This is a genomic window from Streptomyces sp. cg35 (assembly GCF_050410835.1).
Lineage (GTDB): Bacteria > Actinomycetota > Actinomycetes > Streptomycetales > Streptomycetaceae > Streptomyces.
The window spans coordinates 3,177,183-3,201,158 of sequence record NZ_CP191268.1 but is presented as its reverse complement, the minus strand read 5'-3'; the positions used below and the strand labels follow the sequence as shown (position 1 = coordinate 3,201,158).

Below are 23,976 nucleotides of genomic sequence, written 5' to 3'. Positions count from 1 at the left end.
CAAGGCCCAGGAAGGTTGCGGGTCGGCAACGTAAAGGGTTGGTAATGCGTCGCATAATCACTTCCGGATAAAAACGGGCAAACGACATTGCCCCCGGAGAGCTGAAAAACCCTTACGCCCCTTTGCTGACAGGGGAATCGAGAGAGGCCCCGCACTCCGCCCGAAGAGCTCCGCCCGACGTCCGTCGCGCATGATCGGCGTGCCCCGATCGGGTGATCGGCCGCACTACTGCCCGGTGACGATTCGGACCTCATCGACGGAGGGGGACGTCGCCGCGGCGGCTCCCGCGCCTCCCTCGGCCGACGCCCTGCGCCACTCATTCCCCGCATCTCCCGCGGTCCACTCGCGGCCCGCGTAGGAGACCCGTTCGATGCGCAACACGGACGAGTTGGCCACGGCCCACTGCGCCAGCTCCCAGCCGCGCTGGCGCTCCCCGCCCTGCGCCGACTCGACGGTCGCGGGCACCGGCACCCGCACCGAGCGCCGGTCGCGGCCCGCCATGGGCGCCACGTCCGCCCCGAAGTCCCGGACGAGCGCGGCCTTCACGCGCGCCGGATCGCCGGCCCGCGCACCGTCGGCGCCCGTCGGCCGGCCCTCGCAGGTCAGCGACGCCGCGGCCCGGCCGGTCAGCGAGGCGGACAGCAGCGTGGCGTCCGGCTCGTGCTTCGCGTACGCCTGCGGATAGCCGCTGCGCTGCACCCGCTGCGCGGCCACGGTCAGCGGCAGCCGCGAGTAGCCGGGGATCTTGTCCAGGTGCGCGTAGAACCGGTCCGCCGCGTACACCGGGTCCATGATCTGCTTCGCGCTGCCCCAGCCCTCCGAGGGGCGCTGCTGGAACAGGCCGAGCGAATCCCGGTCGCCATGGCGGATGTTGCGCAGGCCCGACTCCTGCAGCGCGGTCGCCAGCGCGATGGTGACGGCCCGCTCGGGCATGCCGCGGGAGGTGCCGACGGCGGAGATCGTCGCCGCGTTCGCCGCCTGCTCGGCCGTGAACTCGTAACGCGCCCCGGCGCCCTGCTCGGAGGTCGCCGAGACGACCACGCATTTCGGGGTGCCCCGGCCCCCGGTGGCGTACTGCACGGCCACATAGGTGGCCACGGCGAGCAGCACGATGACCGCCGCGCCGATGCGCAGGAGTCGGCCGCGCCGAACGGAGGAGGGGGGCTCAGACACGCGTCCAAGGTACTGGAGGCCGCGACGAGGGGTGACAGGCCCGTCACCCACGGACGATCAAGCCCGTCATCCAGGGGCGACCGGCCCGCCGGCCACGGGGGATAGGGTCGACGGCATGGACCGCACCTCACTCGACCTGACCCAGGACGCCGCTCTCCTCACCGCTCAGCTGGTCGACTTCCCCTCGCCCAGCGGCAGCGAGAAAGAGCTCGCCGACGCCGTCGAGGCGGCCCTGCGCGCCCTGCCGCACCTCACGGTCGACCGCCACGGCAACAACGTGGTGGCGCGCACGAACCTGGGCCGCTCGGAGCGGATCATCCTCGCGGGCCACATCGACACGGTCCCCATCGCCGACAACGTGCCCTCGCGCCTCGACGCGGACGGCACCCTGTGGGGCTGCGGGACCAGCGACATGAAGTCGGGCGTCGCCGTCCAGCTCCGTATCGCGCAGGCGGTCACGGAGCCCAACCGCGACCTCACGTTCGTCTTCTACGACAACGAAGAGGTCGCCGCGCACCTCAACGGCCTCGGTCACGTGGCCGACGCCCACCCCGACTGGCTGGCGGGCGACTTCGCGATCCTCCTGGAAGGGACCGAGGGGCTCGTCGAGGGCGGCTGCCAGGGCACGCTGCGCGTCATCCTGAAGGTGAAGGGCGAGCGGGCCCATTCCGCGCGCGCGTGGATGGGGAAGAACGCCATTCATGCCGCGTCCCCCATTCTGGAGAAGCTGGCCGCCTACGAGCCGCGCAAGCCGGTCGTCGACGGCCTGGAGTTCCACGAGGGCCTCAACGCCGTACGTGTCGAGGGCTTCGTCGCCACGAACGTCATCCCCGACGCCTGTGCCGTCACGGTCAACTTCCGTTACGCGCCGGACCGGTCGATGGAGGAGGCCGAGCAGTTCGTCCGCGACTTCTTCGCCGACTGCCCGGTCGACGAGTTCGTCGTGGACGACCACACGGGCGGCGCCCGGCCCGGCCTCACGCACCCCGCCGCGGCCGCCTTCCTGGCCGCCGTGGGCGGCGAGCCGCGCCCCAAGTTCGGCTGGACGGACGTCTCCCGCTTCAGCGCGCTCGGCGTCCCCGCGGTGAACTACGGGCCCGGCAACCCGATCTTCGCCCACAAGATCGACGAGCGCGTCGACACGGCGCTGATCCTGGAGGCGGAGAAGCGCCTGGCGGCCTGGCTCACCAGCTGACACTCCGAGGTCCCTCGGATGTAACCCGCGTAGACCTACCCTTGCTCTACGTAAGCGCGCGATACCTGCGCATGGAGGGAGCGGACCATGAGCAACCCGGAGGGCAAGCGGCATCCCAAGGAGCAGCGGACGGGGCCGGTGATCCGCCGCCGCGACCAGGTGCAGCCCGGGACGAGCGACCAGCGTCTGCTCGACACAGAAGGACCCTCGGGGTGGGTGCACACCGACCCCTGGCGGGTCCTGCGCATCCAGTCCGAGTTCATCGAGGGCTTCGGCACCCTGGCCGAGCTGCCGCCCGCGATCAGCGTGTTCGGCTCGGCCCGCACCCCGGAGGACTCGCCCGAGTACGCGGCGGGCGTCGAGATCGGCAAGGCACTGGTGGAGGCCGGTTTCGCGGTCATCACCGGCGGCGGCCCGGGCGCCATGCAGGCCGCGAACCAGGGCGCCGTCGAGGCGAAGGGCATCTCGGTCGGTCTCGGCATCGAGCTGCCCTTCGAGCAGGGCCTCAACCAGTACGTCGACCTGGGTCTGAACTTCCGCTACTTCTTCGTGCGGAAGACGATGTTCGTGAAGTACGCGCAGGGCTTCGTCGTCCTGCCGGGCGGCCTCGGCACCCTGGACGAGCTCTTCGAAGCGCTCACCCTCGTGCAGACCACGAAGGTGACCCGCTTCCCGATCGTGCTCTTCGGTACGCAGTACTGGAGCGGCCTCGTCGACTGGCTCAAGAACACGGTCATCGCCCAGGGCAAGGCGAGCGAGGCCGACCTGCTGCTCTTCCACGTCACGGACGACGTGGAGGAGGCCATCACGCTGGTCACCAAGGAGACCGGCAAGTAGGACGGCTGCGGACAGGCCCTACGCCAGTCCCCGGCGGGCGACCGCCGGGGGCCGGTGGCCCGCGATCGACGCCACCATGTCCAGCACCTGCCGGGTCTCGGCGACCTCGTGCACCCGGTAGACCTGCGCGCCGAGCCACGCCGACACGGCCGTCGTCGCCAGCGTCCCGATCACCCGCTCCTTGACGGGCTTGTCGAGCGTCTCGCCCACGAAGTCCTTGTTGGACAGCGAGACGAGCACCGGCCAGCCGGTGTCCACCATCTCCGGCAGGCGCCGCGTCGCCTCCAGCGAGTGCCGCGTGTTCTTCCCGAAGTCGTGCCCCGGATCGATCAGCACGGACTCGCGCGGCACGCCGAGGGACACGGCCCGCTCCGCGTAGCCGACCGTCACGTCCAGGATGTCCGCCATCACGTCGTCGTACGTGACCCGATGCGGCCGCGTACGGGGCTCGGCGCCGCCCGCGTGCGTGCACACGATGCCCACCTTGTGGCGCGCCGCGACCTCGGCGAGCTTCGGGTCGACGCCGCCCCAGGCGTCGTTGAGCAGATCCGCGCCCGCCTCGCACACGGCCTCGCCGACCTCGTGCCGCCAGGTGTCCACGCTGATGATCACGTCCGGGAAGCGCCGTCGTACCTCGGCGACGAAGCCGACGGTCCGCCGCGCCTCCTCCGCGGCGTCGACCTCCTCGCCGGGGCCCGCCTTCACCCCGCCGATGTCGACGATCTCGGCGCCCTCGGCGATCGCCTGTTCCACACGCGCGAGCGCGGGCTCGTCCCGGAACGTGGCGCCCTGGTCGTAGAAGGAGTCCGGGGTCCGGTTCACGATCGCCATGATCACCGGCTCGTGCGCGTCGAACTCGCGCCGGCCCAGCCTGAGCATCCCTGTGACTCTCCTCTGGATCCCACTTCAACGGTCGCCTGCGACCTTAACTGTCGGTGCGGCATGGCACGATCGGAGCCCGACGGTTTCGGGATGCCCGTGTACGCAGGTACCGGCCCGGTCGAGTCCAGGAGACGGCAGCGATGGTCATGTTCTTGTTTCTGGTCGCCGCGCTCGTCGTGGTGGTCGCGGCGGTGACGCTCGCGGTCCTCGGCGGGGGCGACGGCGGCGCACTGCGCGACGAGCCGTCCCAGTTCTACGCGGATCCCCTGCCCCCGGACCGCCCGGTGGGCCGCGCCGACGTGGAGGAGCTGCGCCTGCCCACGGCGGTGCGCGGCTACCGCATGGCGGAGGTCGACGACGCGCTGAACCGGCTGGGCGCGGAGCTGGCCGAGCGCGACGCGCGCATCTCCGAGCTGGAGTCCGCGCTCGCCGTGGCCCACGCCCAGGCCCGGCAGCCGGTCGACCGGCGCCCCGACACGGGCTTCGCGCCGCCCGGCGGGTACCAGGGCGAGACGGGGGAGGGCCTCCAGTGAGCGAGCCGGCCGGCGACGCCGTCCCCGGGCCCGACGGCAGACTGCGCTGCCCCTGGGGCCTGTCGACCGAGGACTACGTCGCGTACCACGACGAGGAGTGGGGCCGCCCGGTCCACGGCGACGACGCGCTGTTCGAGCGCCTGTCCCTGGAGGCCTTCCAGTCGGGCCTGTCCTGGATCACGATCCTGCGCCGCCGTGAGACCTTCCGTGCCGCGTTCCGTGACTTCAAGATCGCGGACGTGGCGGCCTTCACCGACGCCGACCGCGAGCGCCTCCTCGCCGACCCCGGAATCATCCGCAACAGAGCCAAGGTCGACGCCACGCTCGCCAACGCGCGCGTGCTCGCGGACTGGTCGCCCGGCGAACTCGACGAGCTGATCTGGTCGTTCGCCCCCGACGCGGCCGGCCGGCCGGCCCCGAAGCTGCTGGCCGACGTACCGGCGATCACCGACGAGTCGACGGCCCTCTCCAAGGCCCTGAAGAAGCGCGGCCTGCGCTTCGTCGGCCCGACGACGGCGTACGCGCTGATGCAGGCGTGCGGGCTGGTCAACGACCACTTGGCCGACTGCACCGCCCGCACACCGGCGTGAGCGCTGCTCAGCGTCCCAGGTAGTTCGGCTTCTCCTTGGCGATGAAGGCCTGTACGGCGATGGCGTGGTCCTGGGAGGCGCCGGCCCGGGTCTGCAGCTCGTCCTCCTTGTCCAGGGCCTCGTCCAGGGAGTGGTCCGCGGCGAAGGCGACCGACTCCTTGAGCGCGGCGTAGGCGACGGTCGGCCCCGCGGCCAGCATCAGGGCCAACTTGCGTGCTGTGTCGGCGAGTTCGGCGGCGGGCACGATCCGGTTCACGGCCCCGATCTCGAACGCCTCCTGCGCCGAGATGGAGCGCGGGAACAGCAGCAGGTCGGTGGCCCGGCCCGGTCCGACGAGCCGCGGCAGCGTCCACGAGACACCGGAGTCCGCGGTGAGGGCGACACCGGCGAACGAGGTGTTGAACGTCGCCGTGTCCGCCACGATCCGGTAGTCCGCACAGAGCGCGAACCCGAAGCCCGCACCCGCCGCCACGCCGTTCACCGCGGCCACGACCGGCTTCGGCATCTGCGTCAGCGCCCGCACGATCGGGTTGTAGTGCTCCCGCACCGTGCTCATGGTCTGCCCCGAGCCGGCCTCCCGGTCCGCCACCAGGGACCCGACGTGCTCCTTGAGGTCCTGGCCGACGCAGAACGCGCGGTCCCCGGCCGCCGTCAGCAGTACGGCCCGCACCGCGTCGTCAGCGGCGGCCGCCTGCACCGCGTCGCGGAGGGCGACCTTGGCCTCGGTGTTCATCGCGTTCATCGCCTCGGGGCGGTTCAGCGTGATCGTCGCGAGCCCGTCGCTCACCTCGTAGAGCACCGTGTCGGCCATGACACTCCTCCTACTATGCGGTTGCTTAGTCGTCCGAGCTCAGCATGACGGAGATCACGGCTCTTGGAGCACCCCCGGTATGTGACCTGCGTCAAACAAATTCACGACGGGAGGGGTGCGCGAGTGGCGCAGTATCGCAGTCACATCGCCGAATTGGGTGGTTTTGCTCAAGCGCGTTGCGCAAGCGATGCCGACTGATGTTGGTCATCGGGTCCCGCGATGCGGGATAATGGCCTGGAAGCAATGTGTTCGATGCCGGTGACGTGTGCCCGTTCAGAGGGCCGTCGGCTGACGATGAGCTGGTTTCAGGAAGGGGAACGAGCATGGCGGCCATGAAGCCGCGAACGGGTGACGGCCCGCTCGAGGTGACCAAGGAGGGGCGGGGCATCGTCATGCGCGTTCCGCTCGAAGGCGGCGGTCGGCTCGTAGTAGAGCTGACGCCGGACGAGGCCGATGCCCTCGGCGACGCCCTGAAGAAGGTCGTCGGCTGACGCGGAAGCGACCATAACCTTTACGACTGCCCCGGCACACATTTGTGCCGGGGCAGTCGTACGTCTTAGGGTTCGGGCCCGCTCCGGCCGGCGGCTTCACCGTGTGCGTGCGGCCCGCGACGGGATCCGCCGGACAGGACCTAGCGCTTCACGGCGCAGAGCAGCCCGTCGCCGACCGGCAGCAGCGTCGGCAGCAGCTCGGGGGACTCCCGCACGGCCCGCAGCAGCTCCCTGAGCCGGACGACCTCCACCGGCTGCGGCCCCGAGTCCACGGTCCGCCCGTCGGCGAAGACGCCCTCGAAACACACCAGGCCGCCGGGCCGCAGCAGGCGCAACGATTCAGCGAGATAGTCGAGGCTCTCCATCCGGTCGCCGTCGCAGAAGACCAGGTCGTACCCGCTGTCGGCGAGCCGGGGGAGTACGTCGAGGGCGCGCCCGGGGATGAACCGGGCCCGATTGCTGGCGAAGCCCGCCGCCCGGAACGCCTGCCGCGCGAACTGCTGCTGCTCCGGCTCGGGATCGACCGTCGTCAGGACGCCGTCGGGCCGCATCCCGTGCAACAGATGGATTCCGGACACGCCGGTGCCCGTGCCGATCTCGGCGACGGCCTTCGCCCCCACCGTGGCAGCGAGCAGCCGCAGCGCGGCGCCCGCGCCGGGGGACACCGAGCGCAGCCCCGCCTCCCGGGCCCGGTCGCGGGCCCAGCGCACAGCGTCGTCCTCGGCGACAAAGGCGTCGGCGAACGCCCAGCTCGTCTGCCGGTTGCCGGTAATGGCCCTCTCCTGTCCCCGTGGTTGCCTGCGCGTGACTTTATCCGTTGGTGCCGGGAACTCGCAGATGGGACCGGGCGTTTGAAGAGGCAGGGGGAAAGAGCAGGCCGAAGCGGGGGACAGCGGGATGGCGACAGTGACAGAACGGGCGGTCGAGAGCCGACCGGCAAATCTGAGTAAAAACGCTTATCCGGAGCTAACGGGCGAGGTGGCTATGGTAGGGGCTCCACTGGACACCACCAGAGCCGACAGGGGAGGTGCGGCTGCGCCTGTGGATCGGGGAGGAGTGCTGCGGCGCTTTCTCAGGTCGGCGGGTGAGCCGAAATCTGTGACCAACACCGCTGACCGATTCCGCACCGTTGACTCCGCGCAGCAGACCGCGACCTTTGCCGCTGACGCGGAATCGCAGGCGTGGACTCCGCCCACCTGGGAGGAGATCGTCAGCACGCACAGCGGCCGGGTCTACCGGCTCGCCTACCGCCTGACCGGGAACCAGCACGACGCCGAGGACCTCACGCAGGAGGTCTTCGTCCGCGTCTTCCGCTCGCTGTCGACGTACACGCCGGGCACCTTCGAAGGCTGGCTGCACCGCATCACGACGAACCTGTTCCTGGACATGGTCCGCCGCAAGCAGCGCATCCGCTTCGACTCGCTCGGGGACGACGCCGCCGAGCGCCTGCCCAGCCGCGACCCGTCGCCGCAGCAGGTGTTCAACGACGCGCACTTCGACGCCGACGTCCAGCAGGCCCTGGACACCCTTGCGCCCGAGTTCCGTGCCGCCGTCGTGCTGTGCGACATCGAAGGTCTCTCGTACGAGGAGATCGCCGCGACCCTGGGCGTGAAGCTGGGCACGGTCCGCAGCCGGATCCACCGCGGCCGCTCGCAGCTGCGCAAGGCGCTGCAGCACCGCTCGCCCGAGGCCCGCGCCGAGCGCCGTACGCTCGCGACCACGGGGGGGATCCCCGTCCTTGGAGGAGGGGGCGCGACCGCGTGAGTGGATCACGTCTCAATCCTGCCGAGCGCCAACAGACCGCAGCTGACCAGCACCTGGGTGACCGACTGGCCGCCCTGGTCGACGGCGAGTTGGACCACGACGCCCGCGAGCGTGTTCTCGCGCACCTGGCGACCTGTGCCAAATGCAAGGCCGAGGCCGACGCGCAGCGCCGGCTCAAGAGCGTCTTCGCCGAGGTGGCCCCGCCGCCGCCGTCCGAGAGTTTCCTCGCCCGCCTCCAAGGGCTGCCCGCCGGAGGTGACAGCGACGGTGGCACCCCACCGTTCGGGGGAGGCGGCTTCGGTACGGGCCGCGCCTTCGGCAGTGGCCCGGGCTTCGCGGGCGGCGTCTTCGACGTAGCCCCCGAGCCGTTCGGCTACGCGCCGGCCGGCGCGCACGCCGCCGTGCTCCCCGGCGAGCAGCGCGGCTTCCGCATCCACGAAGTCGGCCGTCCCGACCGGCACGAGAGCGACCGGGCCTCGCGCGGGCGCCGCTTCGCGTTCGCCGCGGCCGGAGCGGTGTCGCTCGCCGCGATCGCCCTCGGCGGGGTCACCGCCGGCGTCCCGGCCGACACCTCCGACGCGCGCGGAGGCGGCTCGGGCAGCAATGCCACGCCCCTGCGCAGCCAGGCGGCCGGCGCCGCGACGGTGTCCGAGAACCAGCGACGCCGATCGCTCTCCCCGCTGCTCGGCCAGAGCGGCGGTGCCCTGGCGGTGCCGGTCTCGCCGACCCGGGCGAGCGCGCCGCTGCTGCCCGGCGGCGGCCATGGGGCGAGTGCGGAGTACCCGTTCTCGACGCCGCTGCTGTCCGGAGCGGCACGTATGTCGCCTCTCATACGTCCCGCCGCACCGGCGCCCACGGTCGAGGTGGCGCTGCAGCCGCACGCGACGACCGAGGTGACCGAGGTGACCGATTTCGAGGGGACACCGGCCGGGCTGGCCGCGGCGGCGGCACCCTCGCCGACCCTGTCCTCCCGGTCGTCCTCGGTCCGCTGACACCCCCTGCGCCTGCGCGGCCGAACCTGGTTGAATCCAGGTGAGGCCGCGCGTCGGGTGATGACCAGGACTGCGCGCAGAGGAGCCCGCGGTGTGGTGCCGTGGGCCAGGTGTGGGGAGAGCGGCGGGACATGGACGAGGGCAAGCCCACAAAGGCCAAGTGGTGGAGCCGCCCCCGACCGAACGCGGCGAGCGCCGCGGGCGACGACGGCGACTGGCACCTGCCCGCGCCTGCCTCCGGCGGTGGAGCGGCCGACGGCGACGAGCCGTTCCGGCCCGCGCCCGGCCCTACCGACGCGGCCGGGGCCCCGGCCCCGGTTCCGGCCTCGGTCGAGGAGACGGCCGGTGCCGGTGACGGGGCCGGTGCGGACGGGGAGAGTTCGGCTGTCCCCAGCGGCATCGTGGCCGGGGAATCGGTTGGCCCCGATCGTGCCGGGGAGCCGACGGCCGGTGTCGTAGCGCCGGATTCTGTCGGTCCGGCAGGGTCCGCGGCGCCCGAGGCTGATGCTGTGGCGCGGGAGTCTGTCGGCCGGGACCACCCTGCTGTGCCCGCGGTCGACGTCGCAGGGCCGGATTCTGTCGGTCGGGAGCGCCTCGCAGCGCCTGCGGTCGATGCCGTCGCGGGGGACTCGGGCGGTCCGGACCGTCCTGTGGCCGATGCCATGGTCCAGGAGCCTGCCGACCAGGACCACCCTGCCGTGCCCGGGGCCGATGCCGCAGCGCCCAGGCCTGTCGGCCGGAGCAGTTCCGCGGTGCCGGACGCTGTCGACCAGTACCCTCTCGCGGCGCCCGTGGCCGACGCGATCCCGGATGCGTACCGCCCGGCGGCGGTCGACGACGAGCCCCGGCCGTTGCACGACCCCGACCCGTACAGCACCCCGCCCTACGGCGAGCCGGGGCCGTGGGCGCCGGCGCCGCCCGTGCAGCGCCCGGGCACGCCGGCCCACGGCACAGTGACGCCGCCGGTCGGCCAGCAGCAGGAGGCCTACCCGGGCGGCCCGGGCCAGCCCCCGCAGAGCACCACGCCGGCGCCTGCTCCTGCCCCTGTTGCTCCAGCCCCACAGAGCGGCACACCTGCCCCGGCCCAGCCGTATCCGGCACCCGCGCCCGCGCCCACCGCCGTCCCGGTCCACGCCCAGCCCCCCAGCGGGCCCTGGCAGCAGTACGACCCGTGGGCCGGGCCCGTGTCGTTGTCGGGCGGCGGCGGGCCCGTCGGTGAGAGGCCGCGGCGCGGGCGGCGGGCGCTGGCGCTCGGGGCCGTGCTGATCGCCCTGGTCGCCGGCGTCGTCGGCGGCGCCATCGGCTCGTACCTCGAACGCAACGGCGGGGCGGACGTCGAACTCCCGCAGGCGGGCGCCGAGTCCGCGCACAGGGCCCCCGGCAGCGTCGCGGGCATCGCCGCCAGCGCGCTGCCCGGCGTCGTCACCATCCACACCAAGGGCTCGTCGGAGCAGGGCACGGGCACCGGTTTCGTCCTCGACAACCGCGGCCACATCCTCACCAACAACCATGTCGTCGAACCGGCGGGCTCCGACGGGCAGATATCGGTCACCTTCGCGGGCGGTGAGAGCGCGGACGCCGACGTCGTCGGGCACGACAGCGGCTACGACCTCGCCGTCATCAAGGTCTCCGGCGTCCGCGGCCTCAAGCCGCTGCCGCTCGGCAACTCGGAGAACGTCCAGGTCGGCGACCCCGTCCTGGCCATCGGTGCCCCCTTCGACCTGGCCAACACGGTCACCTCCGGCATCATCAGCGCCAAGGAGCGGCCCATCACCGCGGGCGGTGAGAAGGGCGACGGCACCGACGTCAGCTACGTGGACGCCCTGCAGACCGACGCACCCATCAACCCCGGCAACTCCGGCGGCCCGTTGGTCGACTCGCGCGCCCGCGTCATCGGCATCAACAGCGCCATCCGGTCCGCCGACAGCGGCTCGGAGCTCGACGGCGGCCAGTCGGGATCGATCGGCCTCGGCTTCGCGATCCCGATCAACCAGGCCAAACGCGTCGCCGAGGAGCTGATCAACACCGGCAAGGCCACCCACCCGGTGATCGGCGTCACACTCGACATGGACTACAGCGGCGACGGCGCCCGCGTCGGCACGAAGGGCAACGACGGCGGCTCGGCCGTCAGCCCCGGCGGCCCCGGCGACAAGGCGGGCATCGAGCCCGGTGACGTGATCACCGAGGTCGACGGCGTCCGCGTGCACTCCGGTGAGGAACTGATCGTCAAGATCCGCGCCCACCGCCCCGAGGACGAACTGGCCCTCACGGTCGAACGGGGCGGAAAGGAACGGAAGGTGACCCTGGTGCTGGGCTCCGCCGACGGAAACTGACGGAAACTGACGGAAACCAACGAGCTGAAGTCCGGCATCCGTGATCCTGGACGTAGCCCAGTGGCTACCGAACGGACAGGATCGCCGGGTACCGTGGACCCGGTCCGATGCCGGACCCTGCCGAAGACCTGCTACTGAAGACCGACCGCGGGCCGAGGACACGCTAGGAGAGCAAGGTGTTCAACGACATTGGCCCACTGGAGGTCGTGACGCTCGTCGTGCTGGCCGTGCTCGTCTTCGGCCCCGACAAGCTGCCGAAGCTCATCCAGGACGTCTCGCGCACCATACGCAAGATCCGCGAGTTCTCGGACAGCGCCAAGGAAGACATCCGCAGTGAACTGGGCCCCGAGTTCAAGGACTTCGAGTTCGAGGACCTGAACCCCAAGACGTTCATCCGCAAGCAGCTGGACAGCGACGAGCTGGGGCTCAAGGAGATCCGCAACGGGTTCGACCTCAAGAAGGAGATGGCCGAGGTCACCGAAGCGGTCCACACCGTCGGTGAGCTGGAGGAATCCGGTTCGGCCGGTGCCTCGGGCAGCTCGTCCGGCAGCGGCTCCGGCGGCCGGATCGACATGCAGAAGCGTCCCGACATGGAGAAGCGGCCCGAGAAGCCGGCCGCGGGCGATCCGCCGCCGTTCGACGCCGACGCGACCTGAACCACACCGCCTGAAACCGGGCCTCCTGGACCCGGTGTGGCATCCTGCCTTGTTGTTGCGCGGACCGGACGTGAGAACGCCCGAGGGGGGCGGGCCGCTCCGGTCCGTACGAGAGCGAGGAGGCGGCCGGGTACATGGAGACGACGAGTCGGGTGGGCGCGCAGGCGCCGGCCACCGAGGGGGCCGGTCAGGTTCCCACGGCCCGGCGCACGGTCGACGGCTACCTGCTGGCGCCCTTCCCGTGGTACGGCCTCGACGAGGCCTTCACGGGACCGCGTTGGCTGATGCAGGTCGGCACCACGGCGGACGGGTCCGTCGAGCACGGTTCGATCGGGCACGGTGACGAGCCCTCGGTGCGCAGCGAAGGGACCCTCCAGGGCGACGCCACCGAGCGGTTCGCGGTCGTGGTGACCGTCGCCGCGAATCCGGTACGGCGCAGCGCCGACGGCACCGGCCTCCTCGAGGCCACATCCGTCTCCTCGGCGGCCTGGCTCGCCGGGGTCGGGCTGCTCTCGTTCACCTGGCCCGGCCAGATGGACCACACGCTGCGCGACGACTGGCTGGACCAGCAGACCGAGACGGCCTGGGTGCTCGCCGACGACCTCGGCTCCGCGGACTGGGCGACGCTGTCGCTGCCCGTGGACGGGGTGCCGACGGAGTTTCACTACCGCGAGTCCGAGTTCGGCTGGGTGCTCGCCGGTTCCACGCAGGCCGGGGTGCACCTGGGCGCGTACGGCCGGGGCATGAGCGCGTACGGGCTCGGCTTCTCCGTGGTCAAGGACATCGCCGAGCTGGCCTAGCGCCCGGCGGACGAAAAGCGGGCCGCACCCGGAACGACTCCGGGAGCGGCCCGCTTTCGCGTGCTCAGCGGCTCAGAACTTGTTGCGCGGGGTGATCCCGAGCGACATGCCCGACAGGCCGCGCTGGCGCCCGCCCAGCTTGCCCGCGATGGCGCGCAGGGCCGAGCCGGCGGGGGAGTCGGGGTCGGTCAGGACGACCGGCTTGCCCTCGTCGCCGCCCTCGCGCAGACGCACGTCGATGGGGATGGAGCCGAGCACCGGCACGTGCGTGCCCGTCGTCTTCGTGAGACCGTCGGCGACCAGCTGGCCGCCGCCCGTGCCGAAGACGTCGACCATCTCGTCGCAGTGCGGGCAGGGCAGGCCCGACATGTTCTCGACGACACCGACGATCTTCTGGTGCGTCTGCACCGCGATGGAACCGGCGCGCTCGGCGACCTCGGCGGCGGCCTGCTGAGGCGTCGTCACGACGAGGATCTCCGCGTTCGGCACCAGCTGGGCCACGGAGATCGCGATGTCGCCGGTGCCCGGCGGCAGGTCGAGCAGCAGCACGTCCAGGTCGCCCCAGAACACGTCCGCGAGGAACTGCTGGAGCGCGCGGTGCAGCATCGGGCCGCGCCACACCACCGGCGCGTTGCCCGGCGTGAACATGCCGATGGAGATGACCTTCACGCCGTTCGCCGACGGCGGCATGATCATGTTCTCGACCTGGGTGGGCTTGCCGTCGGCGCCGAGCATGCGCGGGACGCTGTGCCCGTAGATGTCCGCGTCGACGACGCCGACCTTCAGACCGTCGGCGGCCAGCGCCGCCGCCAGGTTCACGGTCACGGAGGACTTGCCGACGCCGCCCTTGCCGGAGGCGACCGCGTACACGCGGGTCAGCGAGCCCGGCTTGGCGAAGGGGACCTCGCGCTCGGCGGTCCCGCCGCGCAGCGCCGCGGCCAGCTCCTTGCGCTGCTCGTCGCTCATCACGTCGAGCGTGACGTCGACACGGGTGACACCGTCGACGCGGCCGACGGCCTCCCGCACGTTGTTCTCGATCGTCGAGCGCATCGGGCAGCCAGAGACGGTCAGGTACACGGTGACCGCGACGGCTCCGTCCGCACCGATGTCCACCGATTTGACCATCCCCAGTTCGGTGATGGGTCGCTGGATCTCGGGGTCGTTCACTGTCGCGAGTGCCTCGCGCACCGCGTCTTCCGTAGCCATACGACCGATAGTACGGCGCGGTAACCGGGGCACGGAAAGCCCCGTCAGCGGTCGTCTACATCACGTCCGCGGTCGCTGTCCGCCGGGAATACCGCGGTCCGCTGCTGCTCCTCCAGCTCCTTGAGGAGGTCCTGCAGCTCGGAGCGGATCCAGTCGCGGGTCGCGACCTCGCCGAGACCGATCCGCAGGGCCGCCACCTCACGGCTCAGATACTCGGTGTCGGCGATCGACCGCTCGTTCTGCTTGCGGTCCTGTTCGAGGTTGACGCGGTCGCGGTCGTCCTGCCGGTTCTGCGCGAGCAGGATGAGGGGCGCGGCGTACGACGCCTGCAGCGACAGCATCAGGGTCAGGAAGATGAACGGGTAGTTGTCGAAGCGCAGATGATCGGGCGCCGCGATGTTCCAGGCGACCCACGCGATGATGATGACCGTCATCCAGACGATGAACCGGCCGGTCCCCAGGAAGCGCGCGATCCGCTCGGACAGCCGCCCGAACGCCTCCGGGTCGTAGTCCGGCAGGATCTTGCGGCGCGGCGGGCGCGGCTGGTCCAGCCGGATGCGCGGGCGGCGCGGGGCGTCGGCGGCCCGCGGGTCGCGTTCCTCAGTCGCCATGGTTCACGTCCCCCGCGAGGTGGAACTCCTGCTCGCGCCAGTCCTCGGGCAGCATGTGGTCCAGTACGTCGTCGACGGTCACGGCGCCGAGCAGCGAGCCGCTCTCGTCGACGACGGGCGCCGCCACCATGTCGTACGTCGCGAAGAACCCGGCGATCTCCGGGAGCGGCGCGCCCGGCGAGAGGGCCTGCAGATCCTCGTCGAGGATCGAGCTGACCATCGTGTACGGGGGGTCGCGCAGCAGCCGCTGGAAGTGGATGGTGCCCAGGTACTTGCCGGTCGGTGTCTCGTCGGGCGGCCGGCACACGTAGACCTGCGCGGCGAGCGCCGGCGACAGGTCGGGGTTGCGGACCCGGGCGAGCGCGTCGGCGACGGTCGAGTCCGGGCGCAGCACGATCGGCTCGGTCGTCATCAGACCGCCCGCGGTCTTCTCCTCGTACGCCATCAGGCGCCGCACGTCGGCCGCGTCGCTCGGCCGCATCAGGGCGAGCAGGCGCTCCTTGTCGGGCTCGGGGAGTTCACCGAGCAGGTCGGCCGCGTCGTCCGGGTCCATCTCCTCCAGGACGTCGGCGGCGCGCTCCTCCTGCAGTTTGCCGAGGATCTCGATCTGGTCGTCCTCGGGGAGTTCCTCGAGGACGTCGGCGAGGCGCTCGTTGGTGAGGGCGGCGGCGACCTCGGCGCGGCGCTTGGGAGAGAGGTGGTGCAGGACGTTGGCGAGGTCGGCCGGGCGCAGCTGCTCGAAGGTGGCCAGCAGGTTCTCGGCGCCCTGCCCGTGCTCCTCCAGCGAGAAGCCGTCGACGGCGGACCAGTCGACGGTCAGCGCCTCTCCCTTGCGCCGGAAGGTGCCGCCCTTGCCCTTGCGCACGAAGATCCGGTCGATCTCCCAGTCCCGGCGGGCGGGCAGCTGCTGGATCGAGACGTCCAGGACGGTGACCTCCTCGCCCGACTCCACGAGCCGGACGCGCCGGTCGAGCATCTCGCCGAGGACCAGGCGCTCGGTGGGGCGCTGCTCGAAACGCCGGACGTTGAGCACCCCCGTCGTGATCACTTGGCCCGACTCGATGCCGGTCACCCGGGTCATGGGCAGGAAGATGCGGCGGCGCGTGGACAGTTCGACGACGAGCCCCAGCAGCCGCGGCGGCCGCCGGTCCACGCGCAGCATGGCGACGAGGTCGCGCACGCGCCCGACCTGGTCCCCGTTCGGATCGAACACGGCGATCCCGGAGAGGTGGGAGACGAAGATCCGCGGAGCGACTGCTGCCATGCCTCCTAGCACCTCCCTCTCGAACGGATCCATCCTGCAGTGCGGGCAACCCGTGGATCAGGCTATCCGGTGCCCGTCGAACACGCCTTTGCGCTGCGTCCACCCGTACCCGCCCGAGGAACCGCAGATGGCACCGGTACGCTGCCGTACTGCCGCCGAGCCCGATGCCGTACGAGAGGTGGTCCCGCCCGTGACCGCACTTCCCCTGGACCGCCGCCGAACCCGCAGGACAATTCTTGCCGGGGTGCTGTGCACGGGGCTCGCGGCCGGGCTCGCGGGATGCGGCGGGGACGACCCGGACGCGGGCACCAACGGGGTCGGCAAGCTGGACCCCGCCAAGATCCAGAGCCGTACGGTCAAGGCGGCGCAGGGCGCGGACACCGTGCACGTCGCCGGGACGGTGGTCAGCGGCGGTCACACGTACCAGCTCGACATGCGGCTGAAGGGCGACGGCGGCACGGGGTCGGTGACCACGGGCGGCAGTACGTTCCGGCTGCTGCGGGTGGACGAGCACCTGTACCTCAAGGCGGACGCCGACTTCTGGACGCACTCGGACGAGGCCGGGGACGGGGACGGCGCGGCCGCGGAGAAGCTCGACGGCAAGTACGTGAAGGTGCCGACCGGCGACCCGGCGTACAAGCGGCTCAGCACGTTCACGGACAAGGACGTGCTGCTCGACGGACTGCTGACGCTGCACGGCACCCTGGACAAGGGCGAGCACGGCTCGTCCGGCGGCACCCGCACGATCCAGCTGACCGGCGACGAGGGCGCCGGCGGCACGCTCGACGTTTCCCTGGAGGGCACGGCGTACCCGATGCGCCTGGAGCGGGCCGGAGGCGCGGGGACGCTCCGGCTGACGGACTGGGGGCGGGACTTCACGCTCGAGGAGCCGGAGGCCGGGGACACCGTCGACTACGGGCAGGCACTGCCGTCCTCCTGAAGGCCAGGCGGCTTGGCCCCCGGACCCCCGGTCCTCGACCGCCTGCCGGGCTCACCTGCTCTTCCGCCGGGCCAGCAGGCGCGGCAGCCCCGCAGGCACCGCATTGCGCGTCGTCGCAGGGGACGGGAGCGGACGGGCCGCGAGGGACCCCTCCGAGGCCGGCACCGGATCCGCGCCCGCCACCGGCTCCAGCCGCAGCACCCGGCACTCACGCGCCCACCGCTCGGGCATCGTCTCCGCGTCGGGCGCGTTGAGCCGCTTCCCCTTCAGCTCGCCGACGGCCGCCTCCCAGGACTCCGTACCGGAGCCGAGCTCCACGACCTTCGCCCGCCAGCCGACGAGCCGCCCGCCCTTGTCCTTGCTGCGCACGGTGACCAGGGCCGCGCCGCCGTCGACGAGGTCCGGCAGCGGCTGCTCACCGGGCCCGTCGCCGACCACCAGCGCCGCGCCCTCGTGCCACACGTGCCACAGCGCCCGCTCGGCACCCGTGCCCCGTACCCAGATGAGCCCGGACTTCTTCGTGGCCTCCTCGACGAGGGCGGCATCGAGCAGTTCAGTCGTCATGCGGCAAGCGTAGCTACAGCCATCCGTTGCGCTTCAGGGTCCGGTGGATCGCGAAACAGGCCACGACGGTGATACCGAGGACGAACGGGTAGCCGAACCGCCAGTGCAGCTCCGGCATGTGGTCGAAGTTCATGCCGTACACACCGCACACCATCGTCGGTACGGCCACGATGGCCGCCCACGAGGTGATCTTGCGCATGTCCTCGTTCTGGGCGACGGAGGCCTGCGCGAGGTTGGCCTGGAGGATCGAGTTGAGCAGCTCGTCGAAGCCGATGACCTGCTCCTGTACGCGCTCCAGGTGGTCGGCGACGTCCCGGAAGTACTTCTGGATGTCCGGGTCGATCAGCCGCATCGGCCGCTCGCTCAGCAGCGCCAGCGGCCGGCGCAGCGGGGCGACGGCCCGCTTGAACTCCAGCACCTCGCGCTTGAGCTGGTAGATGCGGCCCGCGTCGGAACCGCGCGGGGAGCCCTTGCCGGTCTGCGAGAAGACATCGGTCTCGACCTCGTCGATGTCGTCCTGCATCGCGTCGGCGACCGCGAGATATCCGTCGACGACGTGGTCCGCGATCGCGTGCAGCACGGCGCTCGGCCCCTTGGCCAGCAGCTCGGGGTCGTCCTGGAGCCGGTGGCGCAGCGCCCGCAGCGAGCCCTGGCCGCCGTGCCGCACCGTGATGAAGAAGTCCCGCCCGGTGAAGCACATGACCTCGCCGGTCTCCACGACCTCGCTGGTGGCGGTGAGTTCGGCGTGCTCGACGTAGTGGATGGTCTTGAAGACCGTGAAGAGCGTGTCGTCGTACCGCTCCAGCTTGGGGCGCTGGTGCGCGTGCACGGCGTCCTCGACGGCGAGCGGGTGCAGCCCGAACTCGGCGGCGATACCGGCGAACTCGGCCTCGGTCGGCTCGTGCAGGCCGATCCAGGCGAACCCGCCCTCGCGGCGCACCTGGAGGCGGGCGCCGCGGGGCGTGAGGCAGTCGGGGGACTCGGCGCGGGCCCCGTCGCGGTAGACCGCGCAGTCGACGACCGCGGACACGGCCGACGGGTCACGGGTGGAGTCGTACGAGTTGCGCGCCTCGTTGCCGTACGGGGCCACGCTCTTGCGCAGCGAGGGACGGACGGCGGCTCGCAGGTCGCGAATCATCGACATGGGCAGGCTCCTTCGCGGGCGGGAGCCGCGCCGCGGCGGGTGGAACTACCCGGAATGAGGACGTCCTGGCCAACCGGACATGCTGCACGTCCACAAAGCGGGGAGCACCGCACCGACGCTGGGCGGCTTCGCTTACTGATTCGGATCAGGAAGATCAGAAAGATCAGGCGGAAACGAAGCGCTCTTCCGGCATACGCGGGCAGCCCGGGAAGCAGATCACTGCTGACTGCGGTGTGACGTGCGGGCCTAGCGGCCGGAAGAACGGGTGGTACTGCACGGTCGACTTCGATCCATGACAGCCCCACCTCCTCCGGCCGGTCCCCCGTGAGGGACGTGAGTGGGTCGGTTCTTCGAGGACTCCGAGAGTCCTCGGCGGGTACGCACTGCGCACCATCCCGACCAGCGGCCAAGACTATCAGCCGACTGAAGAAGCAAGCCCCGTCTTTACCCGTTGCATGCGAGTTCTATGCTCGCGGGATGGCAGAAGTTCTTGCGCTGGTGGAAGCCCGGCTGACCACGGCCCTGGGCGAGCCGGACGCGCGCGCGGCGGTCACGTTCCTCGGCACGGACCGGATCGAGGTGCTGCGCTTCACCGACGGCGACCAGGGAGTCGTCCGGTACGCGACCCTCGGCATGTCCGCGTCCCCGATGTCCGACCCGACCGCGGCGCTGGCCGACCCCGTGAAGGGGCCGCGCGCCGAGCTGGTCCTCACCGTCCGCGCCGGGCGTGCCGACACGGACAAGGCGCTGCGCCCGCTGGCCGTCCTGGCCGCCTCGCCGCAGGTCGAGGGTGTCGTCGTGGCGCCGGGTGCCTCGCTGGACGTGGGGGAGGCGCTGTGGCCCGGGGCCCCGTTCACCTCGGTGCTGGTGGCGGAGCCGGGCGGCCTGGTCGAGGACCTGGACCTGGACGAACCGCTGGACCCCGTACGGTTCCTCCCGCTGCTGCCCATGACGCAGAACGAGGCCGCGTGGAAGCGGGTGCACGGTGCGGCCGCGCTGCAGGAGAAGTGGCTGAACAGAGGCACGGACCTGCGCGATCCGCTGCGCAGGTCCGTGCCTCTCGACTGATCTCTAGTTGGCGAAGACGGTGACGCCGTCCTCGGTCGCGTGCTGCGGCTCCAGTTCCTCGGCGTCGTGGGTGAGCGAGCTCCTGCGCACCCACACGACGACCGCGCCGAGCACCGCCGTGACCGCGGCGACCACGAACGGGATGTGGATGTTGCTCCACTCCTCGATCTTCGGCGCGAAGAACGGGGCGGCCGCGGCGGCGAACCACCGCACGAAGTTGTATCCGGCGGAGGCGACGGGCCGCGGCGCGTCCGAGACGCCGAGCGCCAGCTCCGTGTAGACGGTGTTGTTCACGCCGATGAAGGCGCCGGACAGGATCGTGCAGACGATCGCCGCGGTGTGGTTGCCGTACCCGAGGACGAGCACGTCGACGGCGAGCAGGACCAGCGAGCCGCCGAGCACCTTCAGCGAGCCGAACCGGGCCTGCATGCGCGGCGCGACGATCACCGAGAACAGGGCGAGCAGCACGCCCCAGGCGAAGAAGACGGCGCCGGACTTGTACGGGGTCATGTTCAGCACGAACGGCGTGAAGGCCAGGACCGTGAAGAACGTGTAGTTGTAGAAGAAGGCCGAGACCGCCGCGGACGCGAGACCGCCGTGGCCGAGCGCCTTGATCGGGTCGAGGACCGACGTCTTCCTGGCGGGCTTGGGCTGTTCCTTCAGGAACGCGGTGACGCAGAGGAACCCGACGGCCATCAGGGCGGCGGTGCCGAAGAACGGGTAGCGCCAGCTCGCGTTGCCGAGCAGGGCGCCGACCAGCGGCCCGCACGCCATGCCGAGGCCCAGCGCGGACTCGTACAGCAGGATCGCGGCGGCCGAGCCGCCGGCCGCGGCGCCGACGATGACCGCGAGGGCGGTCGACACGAAGAGCGCGTTGCCGAGGCCCCAGCCGGCCCGGAACCCGACGAGTTCGCCGACGGAGCCGGAGGTGCCGGCGAGCGCGGCGAAGACGACGACGAGCGCCAGCCCGACGAGCAGGGTCTTCTTGCCGCCGATCCGGCTGGAGACGAACCCGGTCACCAGCATCGCGACGGCGGTGATGAGGAAGTAGGAGGTGAAGAGCAGGGAGACCTGACTCGGTGTCGCCTGAAGGCCCTTGGCGATCGACGGCAGGATCGGGTCGACGAGCCCGATGCCCATGAAGGCGACGACGGATGCCCCGGCGGTCGCCCAGACCGCCTTCGGTTGACGCAGGATGCTGCCCGCACCCGCGTCGAACGGGTCCCCTTCGACGGAACCCCCTGTACTGCTGTGGCTCATGCCCGCTCCTTGTCCGCATCGGATCGTTGGCTTATGCACATAATAAGTTAGCCGTGCTAATTAATGCAAGCTACATCTATTTCTCCAGGTCGGACCGGGCGGAGCCGGTGCACTCCGGACGGGTGATCGTCCTTGACGGGGCGCGGGACGGGGAGGACCGTGGGCCTTATGAGGGGCGAACCCAGTTGCCCGAAGTGTGGTGGCCGGGTCAGGGCTCCCGGACTCTTTGCCGACTCCTGGCAGTGCGACGTGCACGGAGCTGTGCACCCGCTGCAGCCCGTGATCCCGCCCAGTGTCGAGGCCCTCGGCGTCGTGGTGCGTCGTGCCCAGGTCCCCGTGTGGATGCCCTGGCCGCTGCCCGTCGGCTGGCTGTTCACCGGGGTCGCCAACGCGGGGGACGACCGCACCGGCGGCCGCGCGACCGCCGTCGCCTGCTCGGGCCCCGGTCCCCTCGGCGGCATCGGTGAGCTGGTGCTCGTCGCCGAGGAGCTGGGCGTCGGGCTCGGTGCGCGGTACGCGGGCATCGACGGCCCCGACCCGGGCCCGTACATGGATGTCACGGGACCGCCGCACGCCAAGGTCCTCGCGGCCGGCCGGCCCACCCCGCTGTGGCACGTCTCCGGAGCCCCGGCCGACCGGGCCGTCTTCGCGGGCGAGGCGCGCGGGCTGTGGCTGTGGGCCATCGTGTGGCCGGAGCAGTCCGGGATGCTGATGTACGACGAGCTCGTGCTCACGGACCTGCGGGACGCGGGCGCCGAGGTCGATCTGCTGCCGTGCGGGGCGATGTCCCCGCGGATCCTGCAGCAGGGCGACGAGCGGTAAGAGGCGGCGGTAAGGGGCCTGGCCCCGGTTCGGTGGTGACGGGGCTGTTCGAAATCCCCGTTATCCTTGAGCGTCCCCTTCTGTCACAGGTCGCCGAGTCCTGTCCGTCCGAGCCTGGAGTACGCAGCCGTGCGCATCGATCTGCACACCCACTCCACTGCTTCCGACGGCACGGACAGCCCGGCCGACCTGGTGCGGAACGCCGCCGCCGCAGGCCTGGACGTCGTGGCGCTCACCGACCACGACACCACGCGCGGCCACGCCCAGGCGCTCGCGGCCCTCCCCGAGGGGCTGACCCTCGTCACGGGCGCCGAGCTCTCCTGCCGCCTCGACGGCGTGAGCATGCACATGCTGGCGTACCTCTTCGATCCCGAGGAGCCCGATCTGCTCGCCGAGCGCGAGCTGGTCCGCGACGACCGGGTCCCGCGCGCCAAGGGCATGATCGCCAAGCTGAACGAGCTCGGGGTCCCGGTCACCTGGGACCAGGTCGCCCGGATCGCCGGGGACGGCTCGGTGGGCCGCCCGCACATCGCCTCCGCGCTCGTCGAGCTCGGCGTCGTGCCCACCGTCTCGGACGCCTTCACGCAGGACTGGCTGGCCGACGGCGCCCGCGCGTACGTGCCGAAGCACGAGACGGACCCCTTCGAGGCGATCCGCCTGGTCAAGGCCGCCGGCGGGGTCACCGTCTTCGCGCACCCGGCCGCCGTCAAGCGCGGCCGGACCGTCCCCGAGTCGGCGATCGCGGAGCTGTCCGCGGCCGGCCTCGACGGCATCGAGGTCGACCACATGGACCACGACCCGGCGACCCGGGACCGGCTGCGCGGCCTGGCCGCCGATGTCGGCCTGCTCACCACCGGTTCCTCGGACTACCACGGCAGCCGCAAGACCTGTGTGCTCGGCGAGTACACGACCGACCCCGAGGTCTACGGGGAGATCACGCGCCGTGCCACGGGGGCCTTCCCGGTGCCGGGTGCCGGCGGACGCCGCGCCTGATCACCCGCACGTCCCCTCTTCCGCTCCACTCCCGCAAGGCAAGCCCTCACTGTGTTCGACGTCGCCGTCTTCGGATCCCTTTTTCTCACGCTTTTTGTGATTATGGATCCCCCCGGAATCACCCCGATCTTCCTCGCCCTCACCGCGGGCCGCCCCGCCAAGGTGCAGAAGCGCATGGCCTTCCAGGCCGTCTGCGTCGCCTTCGGCGTCATCGCCGTCTTCGGCGTCCTCGGCCACCAGATCCTCGACTACCTGCACGTCTCGGTGCCGGCGCTGATGATCGCCGGCGGTCTGCTGCTCCTGCTGATCGCCCTCGACCTGCTCACCGGCAAGACCGACGAGCCCCAGCAGACGAAGGACGTGAACGTCGCCCTCGTCCCGCTCGGCATGCCGCTGCTCGCCGGGCCCGGCGCGATCGTCTCCGTGATCCTGGCCGTCCAGAAGGCCGACTCGGTCGCGACGCAGCTCTCCGTCTGGACGGCGATCATCGCGATCCACGTCGTCCTGTGGCTCGTGATGCGCTACTCGCTGGTGATCATCCGCATCATCAAGGACGGCGGCGTGGTCCTGGTGACCCGGCTCGCGGGCATGATGCTCTCGGCCATCGCCGTCCAGCAGATCATCAACGGCGTGACCCAGGTCATCCAGAGCTCCTGACGCGCCCGTATGCGCGCGCATACGCGAAGCCCCCGTACGCAGTGTGCGTACGGGGGCTTCGAAGTGTGTGAGTCGATGCCGCTACGAGGCGGACGACTCGGCCGGGCGGATGTAGAGGCGCTGCCCGATGGCGGCGGCCTGCTGAACGATCCGGTTGACGGAGGCGGCGTCCACGACGGTGGAGTCCACGGCGGTGCCGTCGACGTCGTCGAGTCGCATGATTTCGAAGCGCAAGGGCTTCTCCCTTCGTCTGGTCATCCTCCTGAAGGAGAACTGCTGGTGCAGGACAACAGTCTTGTCCTGCCGTACGGCCAGGCGGTTGCCTGCCCGTTAAGAGTGGATTGCGTGGCTAGGGTGCCCCGCGTTCTGTATGGGTACAACGAGTTGCCC

General features: G+C 71.3%; 26 protein-coding genes. 15 read left to right on the top strand and 11 right to left on the bottom strand.

Going from position 1 to position 23,976, the window contains the following annotated elements; translation table 11 throughout:
• Positions 1-225: 225 nt before the first annotated feature.
• A complete protein-coding gene (locus tag ACQUQD_RS14590; RefSeq protein WP_428952490.1) occupies positions 226-1,173 on the bottom strand; it encodes a heavy metal transporter in 948 nt (315 codons plus the stop codon).
• A gap of 115 nt (positions 1,174-1,288) precedes the next feature.
• Here ACQUQD_RS14590 and dapE point away from each other — a divergent pair, with 115 nt between their 5' ends.
• Both dapE and ACQUQD_RS14580 read left to right on the top strand, forming a co-directional pair.
• Entirely contained in the window at positions 1,289-2,368 is a 1,080-nt protein-coding gene (gene dapE, locus ACQUQD_RS14585; RefSeq protein ID WP_428952489.1) for a succinyl-diaminopimelate desuccinylase, read from the top strand.
• 87 nt (positions 2,369-2,455) lie between these two features.
• Positions 2,456-3,205, top strand: a complete 750-nt coding sequence (locus ACQUQD_RS14580) for a TIGR00730 family Rossman fold protein (protein WP_428952488.1) — start codon at positions 2,456-2,458, stop codon at positions 3,203-3,205.
• A gap of 18 nt (positions 3,206-3,223) precedes the next feature.
• On the opposite strand, the gene folP is transcribed toward ACQUQD_RS14580, so the two are convergent.
• Complete coding sequence (gene folP / locus ACQUQD_RS14575) at positions 3,224-4,084, bottom strand: dihydropteroate synthase (protein WP_428952487.1); 861 nt, start codon at positions 4,082-4,084, stop codon at positions 3,224-3,226.
• 143 nt (positions 4,085-4,227) lie between these two features.
• On the opposite strand from folP, the gene ACQUQD_RS14570 reads away from it, so the two are divergent.
• Positions 4,228-4,620, top strand: a complete 393-nt coding sequence (locus ACQUQD_RS14570) for a DivIVA domain-containing protein (protein ID WP_428952486.1) — start codon at positions 4,228-4,230, stop codon at positions 4,618-4,620.
• The gene (locus tag ACQUQD_RS14565; RefSeq protein ID WP_428952485.1) at positions 4,617-5,210 is read left to right on the top strand and encodes a DNA-3-methyladenine glycosylase I; all 594 of its coding nucleotides are present in this window, start codon (positions 4,617-4,619) and stop codon (positions 5,208-5,210) included. Before ACQUQD_RS14570 ends, ACQUQD_RS14565 begins: the two co-directional genes overlap by 4 nt.
• A 7-nt stretch (positions 5,211-5,217) precedes the next feature.
• On the opposite strand, the gene ACQUQD_RS14560 is transcribed toward ACQUQD_RS14565, so the two are convergent.
• Positions 5,218-6,021 carry an enoyl-CoA hydratase/isomerase family protein gene (locus tag ACQUQD_RS14560; protein WP_428952484.1) on the bottom strand — a complete coding sequence of 268 codons (804 nt, stop codon included), beginning with the start codon at positions 6,019-6,021 and terminating at the stop codon, positions 5,218-5,220.
• Between the two features lie 323 nt (positions 6,022-6,344).
• Between ACQUQD_RS14560 and ACQUQD_RS14555 the strand changes: the two genes are divergently transcribed.
• Complete coding sequence (locus ACQUQD_RS14555) at positions 6,345-6,512, top strand: DUF3117 domain-containing protein (protein ID WP_003966491.1); 168 nt, start codon at positions 6,345-6,347, stop codon at positions 6,510-6,512.
• Between the two features lie 140 nt (positions 6,513-6,652).
• Here the strand turns inward: ACQUQD_RS14555 and ACQUQD_RS14550 are convergent, their stop codons facing one another.
• A complete protein-coding gene (locus ACQUQD_RS14550) occupies positions 6,653-7,351 on the bottom strand; it encodes an O-methyltransferase (protein WP_428957560.1) in 699 nt (232 codons plus the stop codon).
• Positions 7,352-7,496: 145 nt separating this feature from the next.
• Between ACQUQD_RS14550 and sigE the strand changes: the two genes are divergently transcribed.
• The 5 genes from sigE to ACQUQD_RS14525 all read left to right on the top strand — a co-directional run bounded on the left by sigE (position 7,497) and on the right by ACQUQD_RS14525 (position 13,057).
• Positions 7,497-8,276 (top strand): RNA polymerase sigma factor SigE, encoded by a 780-nt coding sequence (gene sigE / locus ACQUQD_RS14545; protein WP_203643261.1) that lies wholly within the window; start codon positions 7,497-7,499, stop codon positions 8,274-8,276.
• Positions 8,273-9,268, top strand: coding sequence for an anti-sigma factor family protein (locus tag ACQUQD_RS14540; RefSeq protein WP_428952483.1), 996 nt, complete (start codon positions 8,273-8,275; stop codon positions 9,266-9,268). Before sigE ends, ACQUQD_RS14540 begins: the two co-directional genes overlap by 4 nt.
• Before the next feature lie 662 nt (positions 9,269-9,930).
• Positions 9,931-11,601, top strand: a complete 1,671-nt coding sequence (locus ACQUQD_RS14535) for a trypsin-like peptidase domain-containing protein (protein WP_428957559.1) — start codon at positions 9,931-9,933, stop codon at positions 11,599-11,601.
• Positions 11,602-11,777: 176 nt separating this feature from the next.
• A complete protein-coding gene (locus ACQUQD_RS14530; RefSeq protein WP_428952482.1) occupies positions 11,778-12,257 on the top strand; it encodes a sec-independent translocase in 480 nt (159 codons plus the stop codon).
• A gap of 134 nt (positions 12,258-12,391) precedes the next feature.
• Positions 12,392-13,057 carry a hypothetical protein gene (locus ACQUQD_RS14525; protein ID WP_428952481.1) on the top strand — a complete coding sequence of 222 codons (666 nt, stop codon included), beginning with the start codon at positions 12,392-12,394 and terminating at the stop codon, positions 13,055-13,057.
• Positions 13,058-13,129: 72 nt separating this feature from the next.
• On the opposite strand, the gene ACQUQD_RS14520 is transcribed toward ACQUQD_RS14525, so the two are convergent.
• Genes ACQUQD_RS14520 through ACQUQD_RS14510 form a run of 3 tightly spaced genes read right to left on the bottom strand, consistent with a single transcriptional unit; the run spans position 13,130 to position 16,138 of the window.
• Positions 13,130-14,263, bottom strand: a complete 1,134-nt coding sequence (locus ACQUQD_RS14520) for an Mrp/NBP35 family ATP-binding protein (protein WP_428952480.1) — start codon at positions 14,261-14,263, stop codon at positions 13,130-13,132.
• A 44-nt stretch (positions 14,264-14,307) separates the two neighbouring features.
• Positions 14,308-14,874 (bottom strand): DUF1003 domain-containing protein, encoded by a 567-nt coding sequence (locus tag ACQUQD_RS14515; protein ID WP_428952479.1) that lies wholly within the window; start codon positions 14,872-14,874, stop codon positions 14,308-14,310.
• Entirely contained in the window at positions 14,864-16,138 is a 1,275-nt protein-coding gene (locus tag ACQUQD_RS14510) for a magnesium transporter MgtE N-terminal domain-containing protein (protein ID WP_428952478.1), read from the bottom strand. The genes ACQUQD_RS14515 and ACQUQD_RS14510 overlap by 11 nt, the downstream gene beginning before the upstream one ends.
• Before the next feature lie 190 nt (positions 16,139-16,328).
• On the opposite strand from ACQUQD_RS14510, the gene ACQUQD_RS14505 reads away from it, so the two are divergent.
• Positions 16,329-17,078 carry a hypothetical protein gene (locus ACQUQD_RS14505; RefSeq protein WP_428952477.1) on the top strand — a complete coding sequence of 250 codons (750 nt, stop codon included), beginning with the start codon at positions 16,329-16,331 and terminating at the stop codon, positions 17,076-17,078.
• A gap of 51 nt (positions 17,079-17,129) precedes the next feature.
• On the opposite strand, the gene ACQUQD_RS14500 is transcribed toward ACQUQD_RS14505, so the two are convergent.
• Positions 17,130-17,642, bottom strand: a complete 513-nt coding sequence (locus tag ACQUQD_RS14500; protein WP_428952476.1) for a hypothetical protein — start codon at positions 17,640-17,642, stop codon at positions 17,130-17,132.
• 13 nt (positions 17,643-17,655) lie between these two features.
• Positions 17,656-18,786: a magnesium and cobalt transport protein CorA gene (locus tag ACQUQD_RS14495; protein WP_428952475.1), complete on the bottom strand. Its 1,131-nt coding sequence runs from the start codon at positions 18,784-18,786 to the stop codon at positions 17,656-17,658.
• A 477-nt stretch (positions 18,787-19,263) separates the two neighbouring features.
• Here ACQUQD_RS14495 and ACQUQD_RS14490 point away from each other — a divergent pair, with 477 nt between their 5' ends.
• The gene (locus tag ACQUQD_RS14490; RefSeq protein ID WP_428952474.1) at positions 19,264-19,854 is read left to right on the top strand and encodes a suppressor of fused domain protein; all 591 of its coding nucleotides are present in this window, start codon (positions 19,264-19,266) and stop codon (positions 19,852-19,854) included.
• Between the two features lie 3 nt (positions 19,855-19,857).
• Here ACQUQD_RS14490 and ACQUQD_RS14485 read toward each other — a convergent pair whose 3' ends face one another.
• Positions 19,858-21,114: an MFS transporter gene (locus ACQUQD_RS14485; protein WP_428952473.1), complete on the bottom strand. Its 1,257-nt coding sequence runs from the start codon at positions 21,112-21,114 to the stop codon at positions 19,858-19,860.
• 168 nt (positions 21,115-21,282) lie between these two features.
• Between ACQUQD_RS14485 and ACQUQD_RS14480 the strand changes: the two genes are divergently transcribed.
• The 3 genes from ACQUQD_RS14480 (at position 21,283) to ACQUQD_RS14470 (ending at position 23,586) form a co-directional block, all read left to right on the top strand.
• Positions 21,283-21,936 carry a DUF6758 family protein gene (locus tag ACQUQD_RS14480; RefSeq protein WP_428952472.1) on the top strand — a complete coding sequence of 218 codons (654 nt, stop codon included), beginning with the start codon at positions 21,283-21,285 and terminating at the stop codon, positions 21,934-21,936.
• 129 nt (positions 21,937-22,065) lie between these two features.
• Positions 22,066-22,929, top strand: a complete 864-nt coding sequence (locus ACQUQD_RS14475; protein WP_428952471.1) for a PHP domain-containing protein — start codon at positions 22,066-22,068, stop codon at positions 22,927-22,929.
• A 51-nt stretch (positions 22,930-22,980) separates the two neighbouring features.
• Positions 22,981-23,586 carry a MarC family protein gene (locus ACQUQD_RS14470; RefSeq protein ID WP_428952470.1) on the top strand — a complete coding sequence of 202 codons (606 nt, stop codon included), beginning with the start codon at positions 22,981-22,983 and terminating at the stop codon, positions 23,584-23,586.
• Between the two features lie 81 nt (positions 23,587-23,667).
• Here the strand turns inward: ACQUQD_RS14470 and ACQUQD_RS14465 are convergent, their stop codons facing one another.
• Complete coding sequence (locus tag ACQUQD_RS14465) at positions 23,668-23,820, bottom strand: hypothetical protein (protein ID WP_306317966.1); 153 nt, start codon at positions 23,818-23,820, stop codon at positions 23,668-23,670.
• Positions 23,821-23,976: the final 156 nt, after the last annotated feature.